Source organism: Escherichia sp. KTE52, assembly GCF_000408325.1.
Taxonomy (GTDB): Bacteria; Pseudomonadota; Gammaproteobacteria; order Enterobacterales; family Enterobacteriaceae; genus Escherichia; species Escherichia marmotae.
The window spans coordinates 2,404,416-2,422,820 of the sequence record NZ_KE138680.1 but is presented as its reverse complement, the minus strand read 5'-3'; the positions used below and the strand labels follow the sequence as shown (position 1 = coordinate 2,422,820).

The following is an 18,405-nucleotide window of genomic DNA, read 5'->3' as shown; positions in this document are numbered from 1 at the left end:
AACCCCTTATTGCAAACGTTCTAATAAACGAGCCAGTTTTTTATTGCCGCCAGCGACTGGCACCCATTGGTAATGCACTACCGGTTTGCTGGCACTTTGAAGATCCAGCGCAAAACTGCGTAACCCGGCGTTAATCACAGCGACGTTTTTCAGTAATGATGGAGTGTATTTATGCGTGGCTGGCGAAAGCGGATGAATCAGCGCCGCCGCCAGCAACGTGGCTTCAGGCAGTGAACTGACCACCGCGATCCCCGCATCTTCCAGTGTGGCAATTTGTTGCGAACGGCATTGCGGGTCACGTTCAGTACCCGTCACCGTGGCAATGGCATACAGAGGTTGACTATCTGGACGGGCGTCACAGGCTTGTTGCCATGCGCTTACCAGCGATGCGGCAGGATCGGCAGTCGCACCAAAACCAATCACCACATCGAGTAGCAATACACGCACTTGTGGTTTAGCACCGAGATCGGCAATCAACAGATTACGTAACGTCGGGTCGATCATCGGATGGGGACGCCCGACGGTGTAGAAATCATCGCCCAGATCGAGGATCTGGTGACCATCAGCGTCCAGCATCATGCCGTGATGATGGGCATCGTCGGCTGGCACGCCCAGATGTCCGGCGAGTAATCCCGCCGCTTCGGCTGCCAGCGTACCGCCGGTATACAAGCCGCAAATAAATCCACTGCTGGCCGGAGCTATCGCGTTACGTCGCGCTGTAACGCGTGAAAGCAGGCAAGCCAGACGCGCGGCATCATCCAGCGAGGAGGAAAACCACACATTCTCGTCACGAGTCGCCGTCGGGGTATAACCTAAAAACAGCGCCACCGTCGGTTTGCCGGTTACTTTCATGGCATTAACAATTTTCAGGCGCACGGCTTCGGCTGGCGGTTTTGAGACAAACGCCAGCACTTCGCTTTTCTCGTCTGCACTGAGCATTTCCAGCGCCGTCAGCGCACTGATGCCGCCCACTTCACGGCTGAGATCGCGCCCGCCCAGACCAATTGCGTGGGAGATCCCCTCCCCTGCCAGCGCAATCTGCGAGCACAATTCCTGGATCCCTGTACCAGAAGCGCCAATGACACCAATATTGCCTTCCGGCATCACATTAGCGAAAGCCAGCGGCGTAGAGGCAATCATCGACGTACCGCAATCCGGCCCCATCACCAGCAAGCCTTTTTCCCGCGCATGAGTTTTGAGTTGGATTTCGTCTTCCAGCGTGACGTTATCGGAGAACATCATCACGTTGAGGTTGCGATCCAGCGCCTGATTAGCCAGTTCCGCCGCGTACTCACCCGCCACTGAAATCAGCGCCAGATTAGCGTCGGGTAATTTCTGACAGGCGCTATCCCAGCGGCGCACCTGCGTTAACGCCTGGCTGCTGACCGTCCCCTGCGCCAGTTGCTTTAACGCCTCTTCAAGCTGCTGCATAATCGCCTGCGCGATCCCCGCATCCGCCGCTTCGCTACGAATTGCCACGCAAATATCGTTCGGCGTGGCGTTATTAAAATCGTCATGCCAGAAACCTGTAGTCTCTAATAACGCTTTATTAGCGGGCGTACCCATCATTACGGAAACATCATCAACATTTTCTGATTCGCTGAGTTTTCGTGAAATAATCATTAAACTGACCGAATCCTGAAAACACCCTTTTTTAATAAAGGCGTGGTTCATAACAACTCCTTAAAAATTGCACCCATGGCAATTGCACGAGCAGTATTAATGTGTCAATTACGGTATCGTCGGTCGATGGTAAATAAGGTGATAAACATCACACAGAGATTATTAGTAAAATAAATCAAATAACCGCCAGAGCATTACGTGTTATTTTTTAACAAGCGACGTAATTTTAAAAATCAGATTAAAAACAGGCGGATTATCAAATAAATTCTAACTATATTTTTTTGCCTGTCTGGATCACATAATCCAGATATTTTCCCTGTATGTTAATTGCAGTCATGCTTCACACCGTCGTTAAAAAGGAAGACAGATGAAAATCAGTCGGGAAACACTCCACCAGCTAATTGAGAATAAACTCTGCCTGGCTGGGTTAAAACGTGAGCACGCTGCAACCGTTGCTGAAGTATTGGTTTACGCCGATGCCAGAGGGATCCACTCTCATGGCGCGGTACGCGTGGAATACTACGCAGAACGCATTTCAAAAGGCGGCACTAACCGCGAACCGGCATTCCGTCTTGAGGAGACAGGGCCGTGCTCGGCAATTTTACATGCCGACAACGCCGCCGGGCAGGTTGCCGCAAAAATGGCTATGGAACATGCCATCAAAACCGCCCAACAAAATGGCGTTGCCGTGGTCGGCATTAGTCGGATGGGGCACAGCGGTGCAATCTCTTATTTTGTGCAGCAGGCAGCTCACGCCGGATTAATTGGCATTTCGATGTGTCAGTCCGATCCCATGGTGGTGCCATTTGGTGGGGCGGAAATTTACTACGGTACTAACCCGCTGGCCTTTGCCGCGCCGGGAGAAAGTGACGAGATCCTTACCTTTGATATGGCGACTACCGTACAGGCATGGGGGAAAGTACTCGACGCGCGCTCGCGCAATATGTCTATTCCGGAGACCTGGGCGGTCGATAAAAACGGAGCACCAACAGCCGATCCATTCTCGGTTAACGCCCTGCTGCCCGCTGCCGGACCGAAAGGTTATGGCCTGATGATGATGATTGATCTGCTTTCAGGCGTGTTACTCGGTTTACCGTTCGGGCGTCAGGTCAGTTCAATGTATGACGATTTACACGCCGGACGTAATTTGGGGCAATTACATCTGGTAATTAATCCTGACTTTTTCTCCTCCAGCGAATTATTCCGACAACATCTTAGCCAGACCATGTGCGAATTAAATGCCATTACCCCCGCGCCCGGTTTTAGCCAGGTTTATTATCCCGGACAGGATCAAGATATTAAACAACGCAAAGCCGCCGTCGAAGGTATCGAGATTGTTGATGATATTTACCAGTATTTAATTTCCGACGCGCTTTATAACACGTCATATGAAACGAAAAATCCCTTTGCACAATAATAATTGAGACAGGACTTTCCTATGATCACACATTTTCGCCAGGCCATAGAAGAAACGCTGCCCTGGCTTTCCTCTTTTGGCGCAGACCCAACGGGTGGAATGACCCGTTTACTTTATTCGCCGGAATGGCTGGAAACCCAGCAACAATTCAAAAAAAGAATGGCCGTCAGCGGGCTGGAAACACATTTCGACAAAGTGGGGAATTTATACGGCCGCCTGAGCGGCACCGAATACCCACAGGAAGTGGTTCTGAGCGGTTCGCATATCGATACCGTTGTTAACGGCGGTAACCTTGACGGGCAATTCGGCGCACTGGCGGCGTGGCTGGCAATTGACTGGCTGAAAACGCAATACGGCGCGCCGCTGCGTACAGTCGAAGTGGTGGCGATGGCAGAAGAAGAAGGCAGCCGCTTCCCATATGTCTTCTGGGGCAGTAAAAACATTTTCGGTCTGGCGAATCCTGACGATGTGCGGAATATCTGTGATGCCAAAGGCAACAGCTTCCTTGATGCGATGCTCGCCTGCGGATTTGTCCTGCCGAACGCGCCGCTACCACCACGCGAGGACATCAAAGCCTTTGTCGAACTGCATATTGAACAAGGCTGTGTGCTGGAAAGTAATGGTCAATCAATTGGCATCGTGAATGCAATTGTCGGGCAACGTCGCTACACGGTGACGCTGAACGGCGAATCAAACCATGCAGGCACCACGCCGATGGGCTATCGTCGTGATACGGTCTACGCGTTCAGTCGCATTTGCAATCAAGCGGTTAAAAAAGCGAAAAAGATGGGCGATCCGCTGGTGCTCACCTTTGGCAAGGTGGAGCCGCGCCCGAATACGGTGAATGTGGTGCCGGGGAAAACCACTTTCACTATTGATTGTCGCCATACTGACGCCGCCGTGTTGCGTGATTTCACCCAACGGTTAGAAAACGACATGCGGGCGATTTGCGATGAAATGGATATCGGTATTGATATCGATTTATGGATGGATGAAGAACCCGTGCCAATGAACAAAGAACTGGTCGCCACCCTGACGGAGCTGTGCAAGAAGGAAGCCCTGAACTATCGGGTAATGCACAGCGGTGCCGGACACGACGCGCAAATTTTCGCGCCTCGCGTGCCGACCTGCATGATTTTCATTCCCAGCATTAACGGGATCAGCCATAACCCGGCGGAACGCACCAATATTAACGACCTTGCCGAAGGGGTCAAAACGTTGGCACTCATACTTTATCAACTTGCCTGGCAGAAATAAGGAGTCATAAATGGGATATTTAAATAACGTCACGGGTTACCGCGATGATTTACTGGCTAACCGCGCGATTGTGAAACACGGTAATTTCGCACTGTTAACCCCAGACGGCCTGGTGAAAAATATTATTCCGGGCTTTGAAAATTGTGACTCGACGATCCTGTCTACACCAAAGCTGGGCGCTACGTTTGTCGATTATCTGGTCACGCTGCATCAAAACGGCGGTAATCAGCAGGGTTTCGGCGGCGATGGGATAGAAACTTTCCTGTATGTGATTTCTGGAAATATCACTGCCGAAGCTGAAGGGAAAAAATTTGACTTAAGCGAAGGTGGGTATCTGTATTGCCCGCCAGGTTCCTTAATGACGTTTGTTAATTCCCAGACCGAAGACAGCCAAATCTTCTTATATAAGCGCCGTTATATTCCGGTAGAAGGCCATGCGCCGTGGCTGGTTTCTGGCAATGCAAATGAACTGGAACGTATTCACTATGAAGGTATGGACGATGTGATCCTGCTGGACTTCCTGCCAAAAGAGTTAGGCTTTGATATGAACATGCATATCCTCTCTTTTGCGCCAGGTGCCAGCCACGGTTATATCGAAACCCACGTTCAGGAACACGGTGCCTATATTCTTTCCGGTCAGGGGGTTTATAACCTCGACAATAACTGGATCCCAGTGAAAAAAGGCGATTACATCTTTATGGGCGCATATTCCTTGCAAGCCGGTTATGGCGTAGGGCGCGGTGAAGCGTTTAGTTATATTTATTCGAAAGATTGCAACCGCGACGTTGAGATTTAATTAATACCACTCTCGCTGAGATTTTTATTTTAGCTATGTTGGATTTCGCCACGGTTTATACCGTGGCTTTTTTTTCGCAACATTACCTGATGCGCTTCACTTATCAGGCCTACATGATAATTTTCGCGATTTCCAGGACGGAACCGGCATACACAACACGCACGTTGTCAGTAATCTGAACGGATGCGATATGAACCGCATCCACTTTATTAAGGTAAGAATCAGAGTTTAATTCCCTGACCTATTTTAATGGCACAGGCAATATTCCGCGCGCTGTTAAAGAGATTGGTTTCACCACTGGCAAGCACTTCGGCTAAAGGTGCCAGCCGCGGCAGTATACTGAAAACAGCGTCGATACCATATTGATGCACCACTTCCACGCCATCACCCAATACGCCAGCAATCCCAATCACCGGGACATTTAATTTCTTCGCCACTGACGCCACACCCAGCGGCGCTTTACCGCCTGCCGTTTGTGAGTCAATGCGCCCCTCACCGGTGATCACCAGCGCCGCACCTTGCACCGCCTGCGCAAGATTGACCGCATTTAACACAATATCAATACCCGGTTTGATATCCGCATTGAGAAACACTGCCGCCGCAATGCCCATTCCGCCCGCTGCGCCGCCACCTGCCATCTGGCAGACGTTAATTTCAGTTTGCTGTTGTAAAACACGGGCGTAATTTTGCAGCCCCTGCTCCAGCTCTTCGACCATTTCCGGCGTTGCCCCCTTTTGTGGGCCAAACACCGTAGCCGCACCGCGTGCCCCTACCAGCGGGTTATCGACATCGCACGCGACTTCGATATGGCAGCTCACCAGACGCGGATCGCGCTCCTCTATCTCAATGCTTGCCACACGGGCTAAATTACCGCCATTTGCCGCCAGCACCAGACCATCAGCATCGAGAAAACGCACACCGAGTGCCTGCGCCATGCCCATGCCGCCGTCTACCGTCGCGCTGCCGCCAATGCCGAGAATAATATGACGAATGCTGTTATCAAGCGCATGGCGAATTAACTCACCGGTGCCATAACTTGACGCCAGTAGCGGATTACGCTTTTCAGGTGCGACCAGCATCAGGCCACTTGCCGCCGCCATCTCGATCACCGCCGTTTTCCCATCCCCAGTAATGCCATAAAAAGCATTCACTTTTTCGCCCATCGGTCCACAGACTTCATGCGTCACGATTTTGCCGCCCGTCGCAGCAACCATCGCATCAACCGTCCCCTCTCCACCATCCGCTATCGGCAAACAGATATAGTGCGCATCGGGAAAGAGGGTCGAAAATCCAGCTTTAATTGCCTGACAACATTTTTCTGCACTTAAGCTCTCTTTAAAAGAGTCTGGCGCAATGACAATTTTCATTATTAATCCTTTTTCAACAAATTATTCGATGCGTTCCCACGGAATTAGATTATCCATAAGAACAGCCAGTAAAATTCCGACCAGTAGGCCGTTACTGAGTAGAGGACGAAGCGTTAATGGAAGATCTTGCAGATACACAGGCGGTAATGCCATTAAAAATATGCCGACAAATAACGGCAATGCGAGGCGATAAATATTGCGAGAGGTAAAAGTTATTTGCTGGCTAAATACCAGAGCAGAAAAGAGCAGCGGTAGATAAGAAACCAGCATAACCGCGCTACTCACCGGTAATGGAATACTACAGAACAGTCGTGTAAGTGCAGGAATCAGCGCCACCAGCAGACAAATAACGCTGCCATAAATAAACGAGCGTCGCGAGTAATCGCCGGTCTGGGTTAATAAACCAATTGATGAAACAAACGGCGAGAATGGAATTACCGACAACGGTACGGTTATCAAGGTCATAAATCCGGTCACCACAAAGCTGCGACGATAACGCGCATTCCCCGCGCCCTGTTGCGGATAAAAAACATCTGTACCGCGAATCGCACCGTAGGTATTACTGATATTAACCAGACCGGTAATCACCGCCGTCAGAATAATTCCCGGTGACAACGTGCCACCACTGCCGAGCGGGAACCACTGCCAGTGCAACTCACCGGAAAGCGAATGCGAGGACGAAAAGCAAAAATGCCATAACAACCACCCGGTTATCGTGCCGACCAGCAAGCCGTAACGGGCAAAACGTTGCGGCAGAAAGATAATCATCGCCAGCACCAGGCACATTACCGCCACCGAGAGCGCGAACGGCGGTAACTGAATTTTAAAATCAGGATCGGCTATGCCAAACGGCAGCCCGAGCATACCTTTAAAAAAGATGCTGGTCAGTTGTGCGCCAAGCATCAGCATAAACAGCACCATCACCGTCGGGGTAAATAACCGCGCCAGGCGATGACCTAAGCCACTAACACCAATCATTATTGTCAGTACGCCGGAGAGCGCAATTCCCACCGCCAGACTGGTGGCGATATCGTTGATCGGTGTACCGCGCGACGCTTCTCCGAGGGTGATGGTGAGGATGGTTCCCCACCACAGGCCCCCCGGCCCTTCCATAATTGCGCGACGATGACCGCAGAATGCCTGAGCAAAGCAGGCCAGCGCGGTAGAGAGAAAAGCATATTGGGTGAGCGTAAGCAGGCTACTTTGCGGCAACTGAAAAGCCGAAAGCAACGTAGGAGGAACCACAACGGTGTTGCAAAAAATAAAGAAAAACCACTGAAACCCTGATAACAGGCTTTCGCGGCTGACTACAAAATTGAACATAAACACACCTTAACCGGAGAATGCCCGCACGCGGCGGGCATTGCAGGGGCCAGATTACTGCTGATGTTTAAGGATAAATTGACCTTTAGGCGCAACAGGGAAGCCCTGTTCGATGTCGTAAATCACATCACCACGTAAGATGGTTTTCGTGATACGCGCGCCAATGGTACGGCCAACATACGGGCTGACTTTGTGGCGATATTCCAAATCGTCATTGGTAAGAACATAGCTGCTATTCGGCTGAATGAAGACGAAGTCGGCATCTTTTCCTGGGGCGATACGACCTTTTTGCTGCAAACCGAAAATATCCGCCGCATTGGTGGCCATTAATTTGCCGAACATGGCCAGAGACATACCACGTTTCTGTACCGCTTCATCGAACATCACGTCCATGCAGCTTTGCAGACCAGCGATACCGCCCCATGCTTTCATGATGTTACCGGCTTTCATTTCAGGAGGGCATGGAGAGTGGTCAGAAACCAGGCAGTCGATTTCACCGTTGAACAGTTTTTCCCACATGCCGTTCTGGTTTTCCAAATCGCGGATCGGCGGTGAACACTTCGCCAGAGTGCCTATTTCTTCAAACTGATCGGTATCCAGCACAAAGTAATGCGGGCAGGATTCACAGGTAACGTCCTGACCTTCCTGACGCGCACGAGTCACTTCTTCAACACCTTCCGGGCTGCTGATGTGGCAAACGTGCAGACGGCAACCGGCAACTTTTGCCAGATACAGTACGCGGCGAATCGCTTCCACTTCCGTAAATACCGGGCGCGAAGCGACATAGTCATGCGCGGTTACGCGGCCTTCACGCTTCGCTTCTTCGCCCAGTTCGTCACAGATCAGCGCGTTTTCGCAGTGCACCAGCACCGGCTGACCCAGCTCGCCCAGCTTCTGCGCGCCTTTGAAGAACTGCCAGTCATTGACGTCACGGAAGTCATTGTCGATACCGCGATCGCCACAGGTTGCGACGAAGCATTTGAAGCCGACAACGCCCACTTCATCCAGCTCATGCAGACGGTCGATGTTGTAAGACACCAGGCCACCGAGTTGTGCCGCATCGATAGTCAGCTTGCCTTTAGCGGCATCAAACTTCAGTTCAATAGAAGCGCGGTCAACGGTAGCTGGCAACTGGTTGAGCGGCATTTCGATCATGGTGGTAATACCGCCTTTTGCCGCTGCGCGAGTGCCGGTTTCATAACCTTCCCAGTGGCTGCGACCTGGCTCAGAAATATGGGTGTGCGCATCAACCATGCCCGGAGAGACCACCAGACCAGACGCATCCATAATTTCTTTTGCATCGCCCAGCTCCTGACCGATAGCGGCAATTTTTCCGCCTTTAACGGCGATATCTACAACGCGAGCTTCATTTTCTAAAATGACAGTGCCGTTTTTAATAATTAAATCAAAAGACATAACAAACTCCTTGTAAAATACAGATTGGTTTTTTAACTCAATGTTCAATATCGGGATTAATTAACCTGTGACTTTTTGTTCTCCTGTTTTTTCTATTGCTGTGCGTTTTTTTAATAAAGCGTAAGCCGCAAAGGCGACGATAACGCCGACAAACCATGAAATTCGAGATAATGGTTCCATGAGCGGAATAAATTTACCGCCGAGAGATAAAATAACCGCCACCAGAGTTACTGAGAACGCGGTAAGGTTAAAGCCGTTATCGTAGTATTTAAAATCACCGGATGCGGTATACAATTCATCAAGATTAATTTGCCCACGCATGACCACGAAATAGTGAGCCATCATCACACCAATTACCGGCCCCAGCATTCCGCCGATAATATCGAGGAACAGATAAATACTGTCCTGATTTTCCATTAATTTCCACGGGCAGATCAGCAGGCTGATAATACTGGCAATCAGTACGCCGTTTTTATAGGTCAGTTTCGTCGGTGCAATAGCAGCAATCTGATAACCGGCCGGAATAATATTACCGGTGGCGTTAGTCGAAATGGTCGTCATCAGAATAACCAGTACCGCAAAGAATGAGGCGAACAGGCTGTCCCAACGTTGAACAATATCCAGCACGTTCCAGGTATCAGCGCCGTAATGAATACTGGCTCCGGCAATAATACTTACCCCAGCAACCGCAAACAGAATATAGGCCACGACCAGACCCAGCGTTTGCCCCAGCGCCTGCTCACGAAACGAGTGGGCGTTTTGCGTAAAGTCGGATGCGCTTACCGCCGGTGCTGCCCAGACCGCAACCACCGCGTTTATCACCACCAGGAACAGGAAACCACTGTTTTCTGCTTTTTGTACACCACTGGGGATGTAGTCGAGGATTGGACCGATCCCAACCAACGAAATCGCCCAAATCGCCATGCCACCGAAAACGATATAGATGCACGGGTTAAGAATGGCGGTGAATTTATTTAAAACTTTGCCGCCACCGAAGCCAATTCCAACGTTAACCAGCCAAAAAAACAAGAAGGTAATCAGGCCGGGTAGAGAAAGTCCTAACAGAGTGAAATCACCACCGAGAGTTAAAAACCCCGGCCAGATTTTGCCAATCAGGATCAAGCAGGCCAGTGACCCCGCGTAGCATTGCAGGCCAAACCACATGATAGCGGCAATACCACCTCTTAATAATCCGGGAAACAGTGCGCCACGTACACCGTAAGAAGCACGCAGGATCATGGCAAATGGTACGCCGTATTTACTGCCCGCCGCACCGTTTAATACCATTACCGCTGCAATAAAAAAGGCACTAAGGATAATTGCCAGCATAATACTAAAGGTAGACAAGCCGAGAATAAAAAAGCCACCTACCATTACGTAGTTGGGAACGTTATGTACCGACCCCATCCATAAGGTAAAATAGTTAAATGTTTTCCAGGTCCGCTGGTTTTGCGTTTTCGGTAATAGATCTTCGCTATAGCCACGTTGCTGGAATAGTTTTCTCTGATGTTCCATAAATCCCTCTTAATTTCACGTATTGAATAACGCTGTTTTAATCTAGCTATGAGGAACTAATAAAATAAAAAATAGATTTAATACTGAAGCAACATCGTTGGCTGCTTTCTTTTTTACTGCAGGCCGAATCAATTATTTGATATCGGCCATTATTTATTGCGGGCATCGTAGCTTCATCAGCCATGATGCTCATTTATCAGGCCAGTTTATGATTCGCCATTAATTCCAGCGCCTGCACTAACGCAGAGTGATCCAACTGGCTGCCGCCGTTTGCTGCACAGGTATTAAATAATTCCTGGCAGGTCGCGGTGTTTGGCAGATTCAGCGCCAGCGCTTTCGCACTTTGTAGCGCCAGGTTGAGATCTTTCTGGTGCAGAGCGATTTTGAAGCCCGGATTAAAGGTGCGTTTAATCATACGCTCTCCGTGAACTTCCAGAATGCGCGAGGAGGCAAAGCCGCCCATCAACGCCTGACGCACACGCACAGGATCAGCACCGGCTTTCGAAGCAAACAACAGGGCTTCAGAAACCGCTTCAATATTGAGCGCCACGATAATCTGGTTCGCCACTTTGCAGGTTTGACCGTCGCCGTTACCGCCCACGAGGGTGATATTTTTACCGAGCAGTTCAAACAGCGGTTTCACGCGTTCAAATACCGCTTCGTCACCGCCAACCATAATTGACAACGTCCCTTCACGCGCGCCAATTTCACCGCCGGAAACGGGCGCATCGAGATAATCACCACCCAGTTCATTTACCTGACGAGCAAAACGTTTAGTTTCAATCGGTGAAATAGAACTCATATCAACAATGGTTTTGCCCTTCAGCGCAGCTTTAGTACAGCCATTGTCACCAAACAGAACCTCTTCAACGTGCGGCGTATCCGGCACCATAATAAAAATGATGTCGACAGCGTCCGTTACCTGGCGCGCGGTTTCGACATTAACGGCACCGAGTGACAGTAATTCATCAGCAACCGGTCCAATGGTTGTGACATGTAATTGATGACCGGCACGCGCCAGATTAATGGCCATCGGGGTGCCCATAATGCCTAAGCCAATAAATCCCAGTTTCATAATTAACCTCTTTTAAATGTCGCCATTCCTGAATTCAGACAACACGATCCCCTGCCGATGTTGCGGCCTAAAAAAGCATTGTCTGAACAGCGTTACGTTTTAACGGTACGGTTCCATCCAGCGTAAACCGGCTTCCGTAGTGGTTTTGGGTTTATATTCACACCCAACCCAACCGTTGTAGTCAGAATTTTCAATTACCGTAAAGAGATAATCGTAATTAATTTCTCCGGTTCCTGGTTCGCCGCGATGTGGATTATCAGCGATTTGCAGATGACCAATTTTATCGGCCCATTGGGTTATGGTATTGGTTAATTCACCTTCCATCCGTTGCATATGATAAATGTCATACTGGATTTTTACATTGCAGCAGCCAACATCTTCAATCAGTTCCAGTGCCTGCTGAGTTCCGGTGAGATGAAAACCAGGAATATCGAAATGGTTGATTGGCTCAATCAATAATAAAATATCTTCTTTCATCAGCATATTCGCGGCATAACGCAGATTTTCCACAAGCGTTGCGTGAATCTGTTCACTGCTGAAGCCTGCTGGTGTTTTCCCGACCAGACAGTTAACTTTTTTATTACCCAGCGCACGGGCATAACGAATCGCTGCTGCTACGCCATCACGAAACTCTTCTTCACGCCCTGGAATACAGGCAATACCCCGCTCGCCTGCCGCCCAGTCACCCGCCGGTAAATTATGCAGCGTATGTTCAAGTTTATTACTCACCAGTACCTGTTTTAATTCTTCAATGTCGTAGTCATAAGGAAACATAAATTCAACACCGCGAAAACCACACTGAGCGGCTTTCTCAAAACGGCTGAGAAAATCATATTCGCCAAATAACATCGATAAATTAGCAGAGAAACGTAACATTATTTATCTCCCTTATTCATAGTGCATGAAACAGGTTTCCGTCGGCGCGTCCACTGCGTTATCCGCAATATCTTCAAATTCCATGACGTTATCCAGTTCACTGCCCATCGAAATATTAGTCACACGCTCCAGCATAATTTCCACTACCACCGGAACACGGTACTGATTCATTAAGGCTTTCGCCTGTTCAAAGGCCGGAGCAATATCTTCCGGTTTGAAGACGCGAATGGCTTTACAACCTAAACCTTCCGCTACTTTCACGTGGTCAACGCCATAACCGTTTACATCACTGGAGTTAATATTTTCGAACGCGAGCTGTACGCAGTAATCCATATCAAATGCACGCTGCGACTGGCGAATCAGACCGAGATAGGCGTTATTGACCAGCACATGGATGTACGGAATGTTGAACTGTGCGCCAACGGCTAACTCTTCAATCAGGAACTGGAAGTCGAAGTCACCGGAAATCGCCACCACATTACGCTCTGGATCAGCCGCACACACGCCCAGCGCCGCCGGAATGGTCCAGCCCAGCGGGCCTGCCTGACCACAGTTGATCCAGTGACGGTCTTTAAAGACATGCAGCATTTGTGCAGCGGCAATTTGCGACAGACCAATAGTGGTGACATAGCAAACATCGCGTCCAAAGGCTTTGTTCATCTCTTCATACACGCGCTGCGGTTTCACCGGCACGTTGTCGAAGTGGGTTTTGCGCAGCAGAGTGCGTTTGCGCTGCTGGCACTCTGCAACCCACTCTTTACGACAAGGCAGACGCCCGGCTTTTTGCATCTCCTGCGCCACTTCAACCAGCAGCATCAGCGCCGCTTTAGCGTCAGAGACAATACCCAGATCCGGACACAGCACGCGGCCAATTTGTGTCGGCTCAATATCGATGTGGACGATTTTGCGCCCTTCGGTGTATTTCTCTACCGAACCGGTATGACGGTTGGCAAAACGGTTACCAATACCAAACACCATGTCGGACGCCAGCAACGTTGCGTTACCGTAGCGATGCGCGGTTTGCAGCCCCACCATCCCGGCCATCAGTTCGTGATCGTCCGGAATACAGCCCCAGCCCATCAGCGTTGGGATCACCGGAACACTGGTCAGTTCAGCAAACTGTTGTAACAGCGCCGCGGCATCGGCGTTGATTACCCCGCCCCCGGCAACAATCACCGGACGTTCGGCCTGAATTAACATTTCTACCGCTTTTTCGATCTGCATACGGCTGGCAGCAGGTTTGTAGGCCGGCAGCGGTTCGTACATGTCAGGATCAAACTCGATTTCCGCAACCTGAACGTCGAACGGTAAATCCACCAGTACCGGACCCGGACGACCAGAACGCATCAGGTGAAATGCCTGTTGCAGCACACGAGGCACCAGCGCCGCTTCACGTACAGTAACCGCCATTTTACTGACCGGTTTGGCGATAGCTTCGATATCCACCGCCTGGAAATCTTCTTTATGCAGACGAGCGCGCGGAGCCTGACCGGTAATACACAAAATAGGAATGGAATCAGCAGAAGCAGAATAGAGCGCGGTGATCATGTCCGTGCCCGCAGGCCCGGAAGTCCCCAAACAAACGCCGATATTCCCTGCCGTTGCGCGGGTATAGCCTTCCGCCATGTGCGACGCACCTTCTACGTGACGCGCCAGGATGTGACGAATACCGCCGTGCTTACGCATCGCTGAATAGAAAGGGTTGATTGCTGCTCCCGGAACGCCGAAGGCGGTGGTGATACCTTCTTTCTCCAGCACATACATTGCCGCGTCAACGGCTCTCATTTTTGCCATTTTATTCCTACCTCTATTAATTGGAAAAATTTTCCAACTTTCATTTTTTGTCAAAAAAACCCGCTCCGCAGAGCGGGATGCGACAGACACTATGGATGTGCTTTCAGTCCCAACGCCGTACTAATATCGCGGGCGGTGTCTCTGACCAGCTCACCCTGGCTGACAAAACGATCTTCTGTCAGTCGTGATGAAGGCCCGGAGATAGAGATAGCGGCAACAACACTACCTACATCGTCGTAAATTGCTGAAGCTATGCAATTCAGGCCTACAACATGCTCTTCTTTATCTACGGTATAGCCCAGTTCACGCGCTTGTTCCAGGTCCTTCAGCAAGGTGGGCATATCCACAAGCGTCGTTGGCGTAAACTGCTGCAAACCGGTTTGCAGGATGATGCTCATCAGCTCCTCTTCCGCCAGCGGATAAAGCAGCGCCTTGCCTGCGCCGGAAGCATGTAACGGCAGACGACTGCCCAGCGGCGCGCACATCCTGACCATCGATTTACACTCTAACTGACCAATTAAAACCGCTTCATTGCCGTTACGAATTGCGACATTGACCGTCTCGCCGGAAAGCAACATCAGGCGGCGCATAAACGGCCCGGCAACGGAGAGGACATCGCGGTTATGGATATACGCCGCGCCGACGTTAAAGACACCTAATCCTATATGCCACCAGCCTAACTGACTGTCCTGATAGACAAAATCCGCTGCCTGTAAAACCTTCAGCAAGCGAAAGGTCGTTGAGAGCGGCAAATCCAGATTGAGAGAAATATCGCTAACCGATGAACTTCCCCCACTTTTTTCCAGATATTGCAGGATCGCAATTCCCCGTTCTAACGCCTGTGCGCCCTTCTGTGCCACAGGCTCTGCCTGTCCTGGCCTGCCGCGCCGTCTAACTTCCGTCATACCTACGTTAACTCCGACCTACAAGTGAGCATAAACAATGAACAATTAGTTTATCTTATGCAAGTCGGTTCCAGGCGTCACGCAAAACAGAGTTCCTGTTCAGGAATACTTTCGACATCACAGTTGTCACTGCCGCCGCGATCGATGGTCAGAAAATCGGTAACCTGCTGCCAGGCGAAAAGCGGATGGTGCCAGACATTACGATGGTAATTCACCCCCTGCTCACCGTTGGTGATAAACGCCCGCAGCGTTGACAGATCTGGGGTTTCATCACCTGACGCCACGACCACCACAAACGCTTCCCCTTTCAACGGAATAAATGCCTGGGTGCCCAACGGATGGCGTTCGAGTTCGTGGATGGTCAGCGGCAGATTCGCCGGTTGCGCGCGGTTAATGCTGATAAGCGTCCGGTCTTGCTCAAGAATCTCAACGAGCGCCAAATCGTGATAACGCTCCACCAGTCCATTGTTTATATGGAAAAAATCCCGTTGCTGCGTTTCGATAACGTCGCCATAAGCACTGAAGGCTTCCTGACTTAACGGTAATACCTGAAGTTTCATCTTTTTGTCCTTGTAACATAATTCCGTTCAACCACCGCCGACCGGTCAGCCAGGTTTCAATAACAGGCAATCTAAAACCTTAAGAGAACAACATCAATACAAAAGTTGGAATATTTTTCCAAAACCAGATTTAGTCCACAAATCACGCAGGGTTATCATGTGAAAATACAGGTAAATCAAAGGACAGGAAAATCACGCAACTTGCTGATTTAAATTGGGATACCTGAAGATGTTTGATCCAGAAACCTTGCGAACTTTTATTGCTGTTGCTGAAACAGGAAGTTTTTCAAAAGCGGCTGAACGATTATGTAAAACCACGGCGACTATCAGTTATCGCATTAAACTTCTGGAAGAGAATACCGGGGTGGCGTTGTTTTTCCGCACGACTCGCAGCGTGACGTTGACAGCGGCAGGCGAGCATCTGCTTTGTCAGGCCAGAGACTGGCTGAGCTGGCTGGAAAGTATGCCCAGCGAGCTGCAACAGGTGAATGATGGCGTGGAACGCCAGGTGAATATCGTCATCAACAACCTGCTCTACAATCCCCAGGCCGTCGCCCAACTGCTGGCGTGGCTGAATGAACGTTATCCCTTTACCCAGTTTCACATCTCCCGACAAATCTATATGGGTGTCTGGGATTCGCTATTGTACGAAGGCTTTTCCCTGGCTATCGGCGTCACGGGGACCGAAGCACTGGCAAATACTTTTAGCCTTGATCCTTTAGGTTCGGTGCAATGGCGCTTTGTTATCGCGGCGGATCATCCGCTGGCGAACGTTGAAGAGCCGCTAACAGAAGCGCAGTTACGGCGCTTTCCGGCGGTCAATATTGAAGACAGCGCCCGAACCTTAACCAAACGCGTCGCCTGGCGTTTGCCGGGACAAAAGGAAATTATTGTTCCTGATATGGAAACGAAAATCGCCGCCCATCTGGCGGGCGTTGGCATTGGTTTTTTGCCAAAATCACTTTGCCAGTCGATGATTGATAATCAACAACTGGTCAGCCGGGTCATCCCGACGATGCGCCCTCCTTCGCCATTAAGTCTGGCATGGCGCAAGTTTGGCAGCGGCAAAGCGGTGGAAGATATTGTGACCTTGTTTACCCAGCGCAGGCCGGAAATCAGCGGTTTTTTAGAAATTTTCGGCAACCCACGTAGTTAAAAATCAAGTTTCCTTGCGCGTTGGCGCGTAAAATAGCGCGCAAGCTGATTTGAGGTTCACTTTTTACTATGCAAGAGAGATACACGGAACAGGACTATCGTGCCCTGCTGATTGCTGATACGCCCATTATTGATGTTCGTGCCCCCATCGAGTTTGAGCAAGGCGCAATGCCCGCCGCTATCAACCTGCCGTTAATGAATAACGATGAACGCGCCGCCGTTGGCACCTGCTATAAACAGCAAGGATCAGAGGCGGCGCTGGCGTTGGGGCATAAACTGGTGGCGGGTGAAATTCGTCAGCATCGCATGGACGCCTGGCGGGCAGCGTGCCTGCAAAATCCACAAGGTATTCTCTGCTGCGCCCGCGGCGGTCAACGTTCACATATTGTGCAACGCTGGCTGCATGACGCAGGGATTGATTATCCGCTGGTGGAAGGCGGTTATAAGGCACTGCGCCAGACCGCGATTCAGGCGACCATTGAACTGTCAAAAAAACCGATAGTGCTGATTGGCGGTTGTACCGGCAGCGGCAAAACGCTGTTAGTGCAACAGCAACCGAACGGTGTTGATCTGGAAGGGCTGGCGCGCCATCGTGGTTCTGCTTTTGGTCGCACGTTACAACCACAACTTAGCCAGGCGAGTTTTGAAAACCTGCTGGCCGCCGAAATGCTAAAAACCGACGCCCGTCAGGAGCTGCGCCTGTGGGTGCTGGAAGATGAAAGCCGGATGATCGGTTCGAATCACCTGCCGGAATGCCTGCGCGAGCGAATGACTCAGGCGGCGATTGCGGTGGTAGAAGATCCGTTTGAGATCCGTCTTGAACGCCTGAACGAAGAGTATTTCTTGCGTATGCATCATGATTTTACCCATGCATATGGTAAAGAACAGGGCTGGCAAGAGTATTGCGAGTACCTGCATCATGGGCTTTCAGCAATTAAACGTCGGCTGGGATTACAGCGCTATAACGAACTGGCGGCACGGCTGGATGCGGCGCTGACAACGCAACGCGCAACCGGCAGCACCGACGGTCATATGGCCTGGCTGGTGCCGCTGCTTGAAGAGTATTACGACCCGATGTATCGCTATCAGCTTGAGAAAAAAGCGGAAAAAGTTGTCTTTCGCGGTGAGTGGGCGGAAGTGATGGAGTGGGTGAAGGCGCAGTGATGGGCGGCATTCTGTGCGCGTTGTTCATGCCGGATGCGGCGTAAACGCCTTATCCGGCCTACATTTCGCCCGTAGACCGTAGGCCTGATAAGACGCGCAAAGCGTCGCATCAGGCATCAGTGCACGGCTACCGGATGCAGCACAAGCGCCTCATCCGGCCTA

Annotated in this window: 15 protein-coding genes; 5 read left to right on the top strand and 10 right to left on the bottom strand. The window is 50.5% G+C overall.

The window, feature by feature from the left end; genetic code table 11:
* Window positions 1–6: 6 nt before the first annotated feature.
* Complete coding sequence (locus A1SC_RS00700) at window positions 7–1,674, bottom strand: acyl-CoA synthetase FdrA (protein WP_016263018.1); 1,668 nt, start codon at window positions 1,672–1,674, stop codon at window positions 7–9.
* A 316-nt stretch (window positions 1,675–1,990) separates the two neighbouring features.
* On the opposite strand from A1SC_RS00700, the gene allD reads away from it, so the two are divergent.
* From allD to allE, 3 genes are read left to right on the top strand one after another with little or no spacing between them, the layout of a single operon-like run.
* Window positions 1,991–3,040, top strand: a complete 1,050-nt coding sequence (allD, locus tag A1SC_RS00705) for an ureidoglycolate dehydrogenase (protein ID WP_001515927.1) — start codon at window positions 1,991–1,993, stop codon at window positions 3,038–3,040.
* A gap of 21 nt (window positions 3,041–3,061) precedes the next feature.
* Window positions 3,062–4,297, top strand: a complete 1,236-nt coding sequence (allC, locus tag A1SC_RS00710; protein WP_016263017.1) for an allantoate deiminase — start codon at window positions 3,062–3,064, stop codon at window positions 4,295–4,297.
* A gap of 10 nt (window positions 4,298–4,307) precedes the next feature.
* Window positions 4,308–5,093: a (S)-ureidoglycine aminohydrolase gene (allE, locus tag A1SC_RS00715; protein WP_000540973.1), complete on the top strand. Its 786-nt coding sequence runs from the start codon at window positions 4,308–4,310 to the stop codon at window positions 5,091–5,093.
* 221 nt (window positions 5,094–5,314) lie between these two features.
* Here allE and glxK read toward each other — a convergent pair whose 3' ends face one another.
* The 9 genes from glxK to allA all read right to left on the bottom strand — a co-directional run bounded on the left by glxK (window position 5,315) and on the right by allA (window position 15,924).
* Entirely contained in the window at window positions 5,315–6,460 is a 1,146-nt protein-coding gene (glxK, locus tag A1SC_RS00720) for a glycerate 3-kinase (protein ID WP_001515924.1), read from the bottom strand.
* Between the two features lie 21 nt (window positions 6,461–6,481).
* Complete coding sequence (locus A1SC_RS00725) at window positions 6,482–7,783, bottom strand: uracil/xanthine transporter (protein WP_016263016.1); 1,302 nt, start codon at window positions 7,781–7,783, stop codon at window positions 6,482–6,484.
* 54 nt (window positions 7,784–7,837) lie between these two features.
* Window positions 7,838–9,199 (bottom strand): allantoinase AllB, encoded by a 1,362-nt coding sequence (gene allB, locus A1SC_RS00730; protein ID WP_000006909.1) that lies wholly within the window; start codon window positions 9,197–9,199, stop codon window positions 7,838–7,840.
* A 60-nt stretch (window positions 9,200–9,259) separates the two neighbouring features.
* A complete protein-coding gene (locus A1SC_RS00735; RefSeq protein ID WP_000401079.1) occupies window positions 9,260–10,714 on the bottom strand; it encodes an allantoin transporter in 1,455 nt (484 codons plus the stop codon).
* A 196-nt stretch (window positions 10,715–10,910) separates the two neighbouring features.
* Complete coding sequence (gene glxR / locus A1SC_RS00740; protein ID WP_000765824.1) at window positions 10,911–11,789, bottom strand: 2-hydroxy-3-oxopropionate reductase; 879 nt, start codon at window positions 11,787–11,789, stop codon at window positions 10,911–10,913.
* A 99-nt stretch (window positions 11,790–11,888) separates the two neighbouring features.
* A complete protein-coding gene (hyi, locus tag A1SC_RS00745) occupies window positions 11,889–12,665 on the bottom strand; it encodes a hydroxypyruvate isomerase (protein WP_016263015.1) in 777 nt (258 codons plus the stop codon).
* Between the two features lie 12 nt (window positions 12,666–12,677).
* Window positions 12,678–14,459 carry a glyoxylate carboligase gene (gcl, locus tag A1SC_RS00750; RefSeq protein ID WP_001515920.1) on the bottom strand — a complete coding sequence of 594 codons (1,782 nt, stop codon included), beginning with the start codon at window positions 14,457–14,459 and terminating at the stop codon, window positions 12,678–12,680.
* Window positions 14,460–14,548: 89 nt separating this feature from the next.
* Window positions 14,549–15,364 carry an HTH-type transcriptional repressor AllR gene (gene allR / locus A1SC_RS00755; protein ID WP_000141275.1) on the bottom strand — a complete coding sequence of 272 codons (816 nt, stop codon included), beginning with the start codon at window positions 15,362–15,364 and terminating at the stop codon, window positions 14,549–14,551.
* Window positions 15,365–15,441: 77 nt separating this feature from the next.
* Entirely contained in the window at window positions 15,442–15,924 is a 483-nt protein-coding gene (allA, locus tag A1SC_RS00760; protein ID WP_000776381.1) for an ureidoglycolate lyase, read from the bottom strand.
* Window positions 15,925–16,153: 229 nt separating this feature from the next.
* Here allA and allS point away from each other — a divergent pair, with 229 nt between their 5' ends.
* Together allS and mnmH are read left to right on the top strand one after the other, a co-directional pair.
* A complete protein-coding gene (allS, locus tag A1SC_RS00765) occupies window positions 16,154–17,080 on the top strand; it encodes an HTH-type transcriptional activator AllS (RefSeq protein WP_000460115.1) in 927 nt (308 codons plus the stop codon).
* Window positions 17,081–17,148: 68 nt separating this feature from the next.
* A complete protein-coding gene (mnmH, locus tag A1SC_RS00770; protein WP_016263014.1) occupies window positions 17,149–18,243 on the top strand; it encodes a tRNA 2-selenouridine(34) synthase MnmH in 1,095 nt (364 codons plus the stop codon).
* Window positions 18,244–18,405: the final 162 nt, after the last annotated feature.

Excerpts from the sequence above, each read along its gene's own strand:
- mnmH (WP_016263014.1), top strand. The coding sequence starts at position 17,149 with ATGCAAGAGAGATACACGGAACAGGACTATCGTGCCCTGCTGATTGCT.
- allA (WP_000776381.1), bottom strand. The coding sequence starts at position 15,924 with ATGAAACTTCAGGTATTACCGTTAAGTCAGGAAGCCTTCAGTGCTTAT.
- allE (WP_000540973.1), top strand. The coding sequence starts at position 4,308 with ATGGGATATTTAAATAACGTCACGGGTTACCGCGATGATTTACTGGCT.
- glxK (WP_001515924.1), bottom strand. The coding sequence starts at position 6,460 with ATGAAAATTGTCATTGCGCCAGACTCTTTTAAAGAGAGCTTAAGTGCA.
- A1SC_RS00725 (WP_016263016.1), bottom strand. The coding sequence starts at position 7,783 with ATGTTCAATTTTGTAGTCAGCCGCGAAAGCCTGTTATCAGGGTTTCAG.
- allC (WP_016263017.1), top strand. The coding sequence starts at position 3,062 with ATGATCACACATTTTCGCCAGGCCATAGAAGAAACGCTGCCCTGGCTT.
- allR (WP_000141275.1), bottom strand. The coding sequence starts at position 15,364 with ATGACGGAAGTTAGACGGCGCGGCAGGCCAGGACAGGCAGAGCCTGTG.
- allD (WP_001515927.1), top strand. The coding sequence starts at position 1,991 with ATGAAAATCAGTCGGGAAACACTCCACCAGCTAATTGAGAATAAACTC.
- A1SC_RS00700 (WP_016263018.1), bottom strand. The coding sequence starts at position 1,674 with ATGAACCACGCCTTTATTAAAAAAGGGTGTTTTCAGGATTCGGTCAGT.
- glxR (WP_000765824.1), bottom strand. The coding sequence starts at position 11,789 with ATGAAACTGGGATTTATTGGCTTAGGCATTATGGGCACCCCGATGGCC.
- A1SC_RS00735 (WP_000401079.1), bottom strand. The coding sequence starts at position 10,714 with ATGGAACATCAGAGAAAACTATTCCAGCAACGTGGCTATAGCGAAGAT.
- allS (WP_000460115.1), top strand. The coding sequence starts at position 16,154 with ATGTTTGATCCAGAAACCTTGCGAACTTTTATTGCTGTTGCTGAAACA.
- hyi (WP_016263015.1), bottom strand. The coding sequence starts at position 12,665 with ATGTTACGTTTCTCTGCTAATTTATCGATGTTATTTGGCGAATATGAT.
- gcl (WP_001515920.1), bottom strand. The coding sequence starts at position 14,459 with ATGGCAAAAATGAGAGCCGTTGACGCGGCAATGTATGTGCTGGAGAAA.
- allB (WP_000006909.1), bottom strand. The coding sequence starts at position 9,199 with ATGTCTTTTGATTTAATTATTAAAAACGGCACTGTCATTTTAGAAAAT.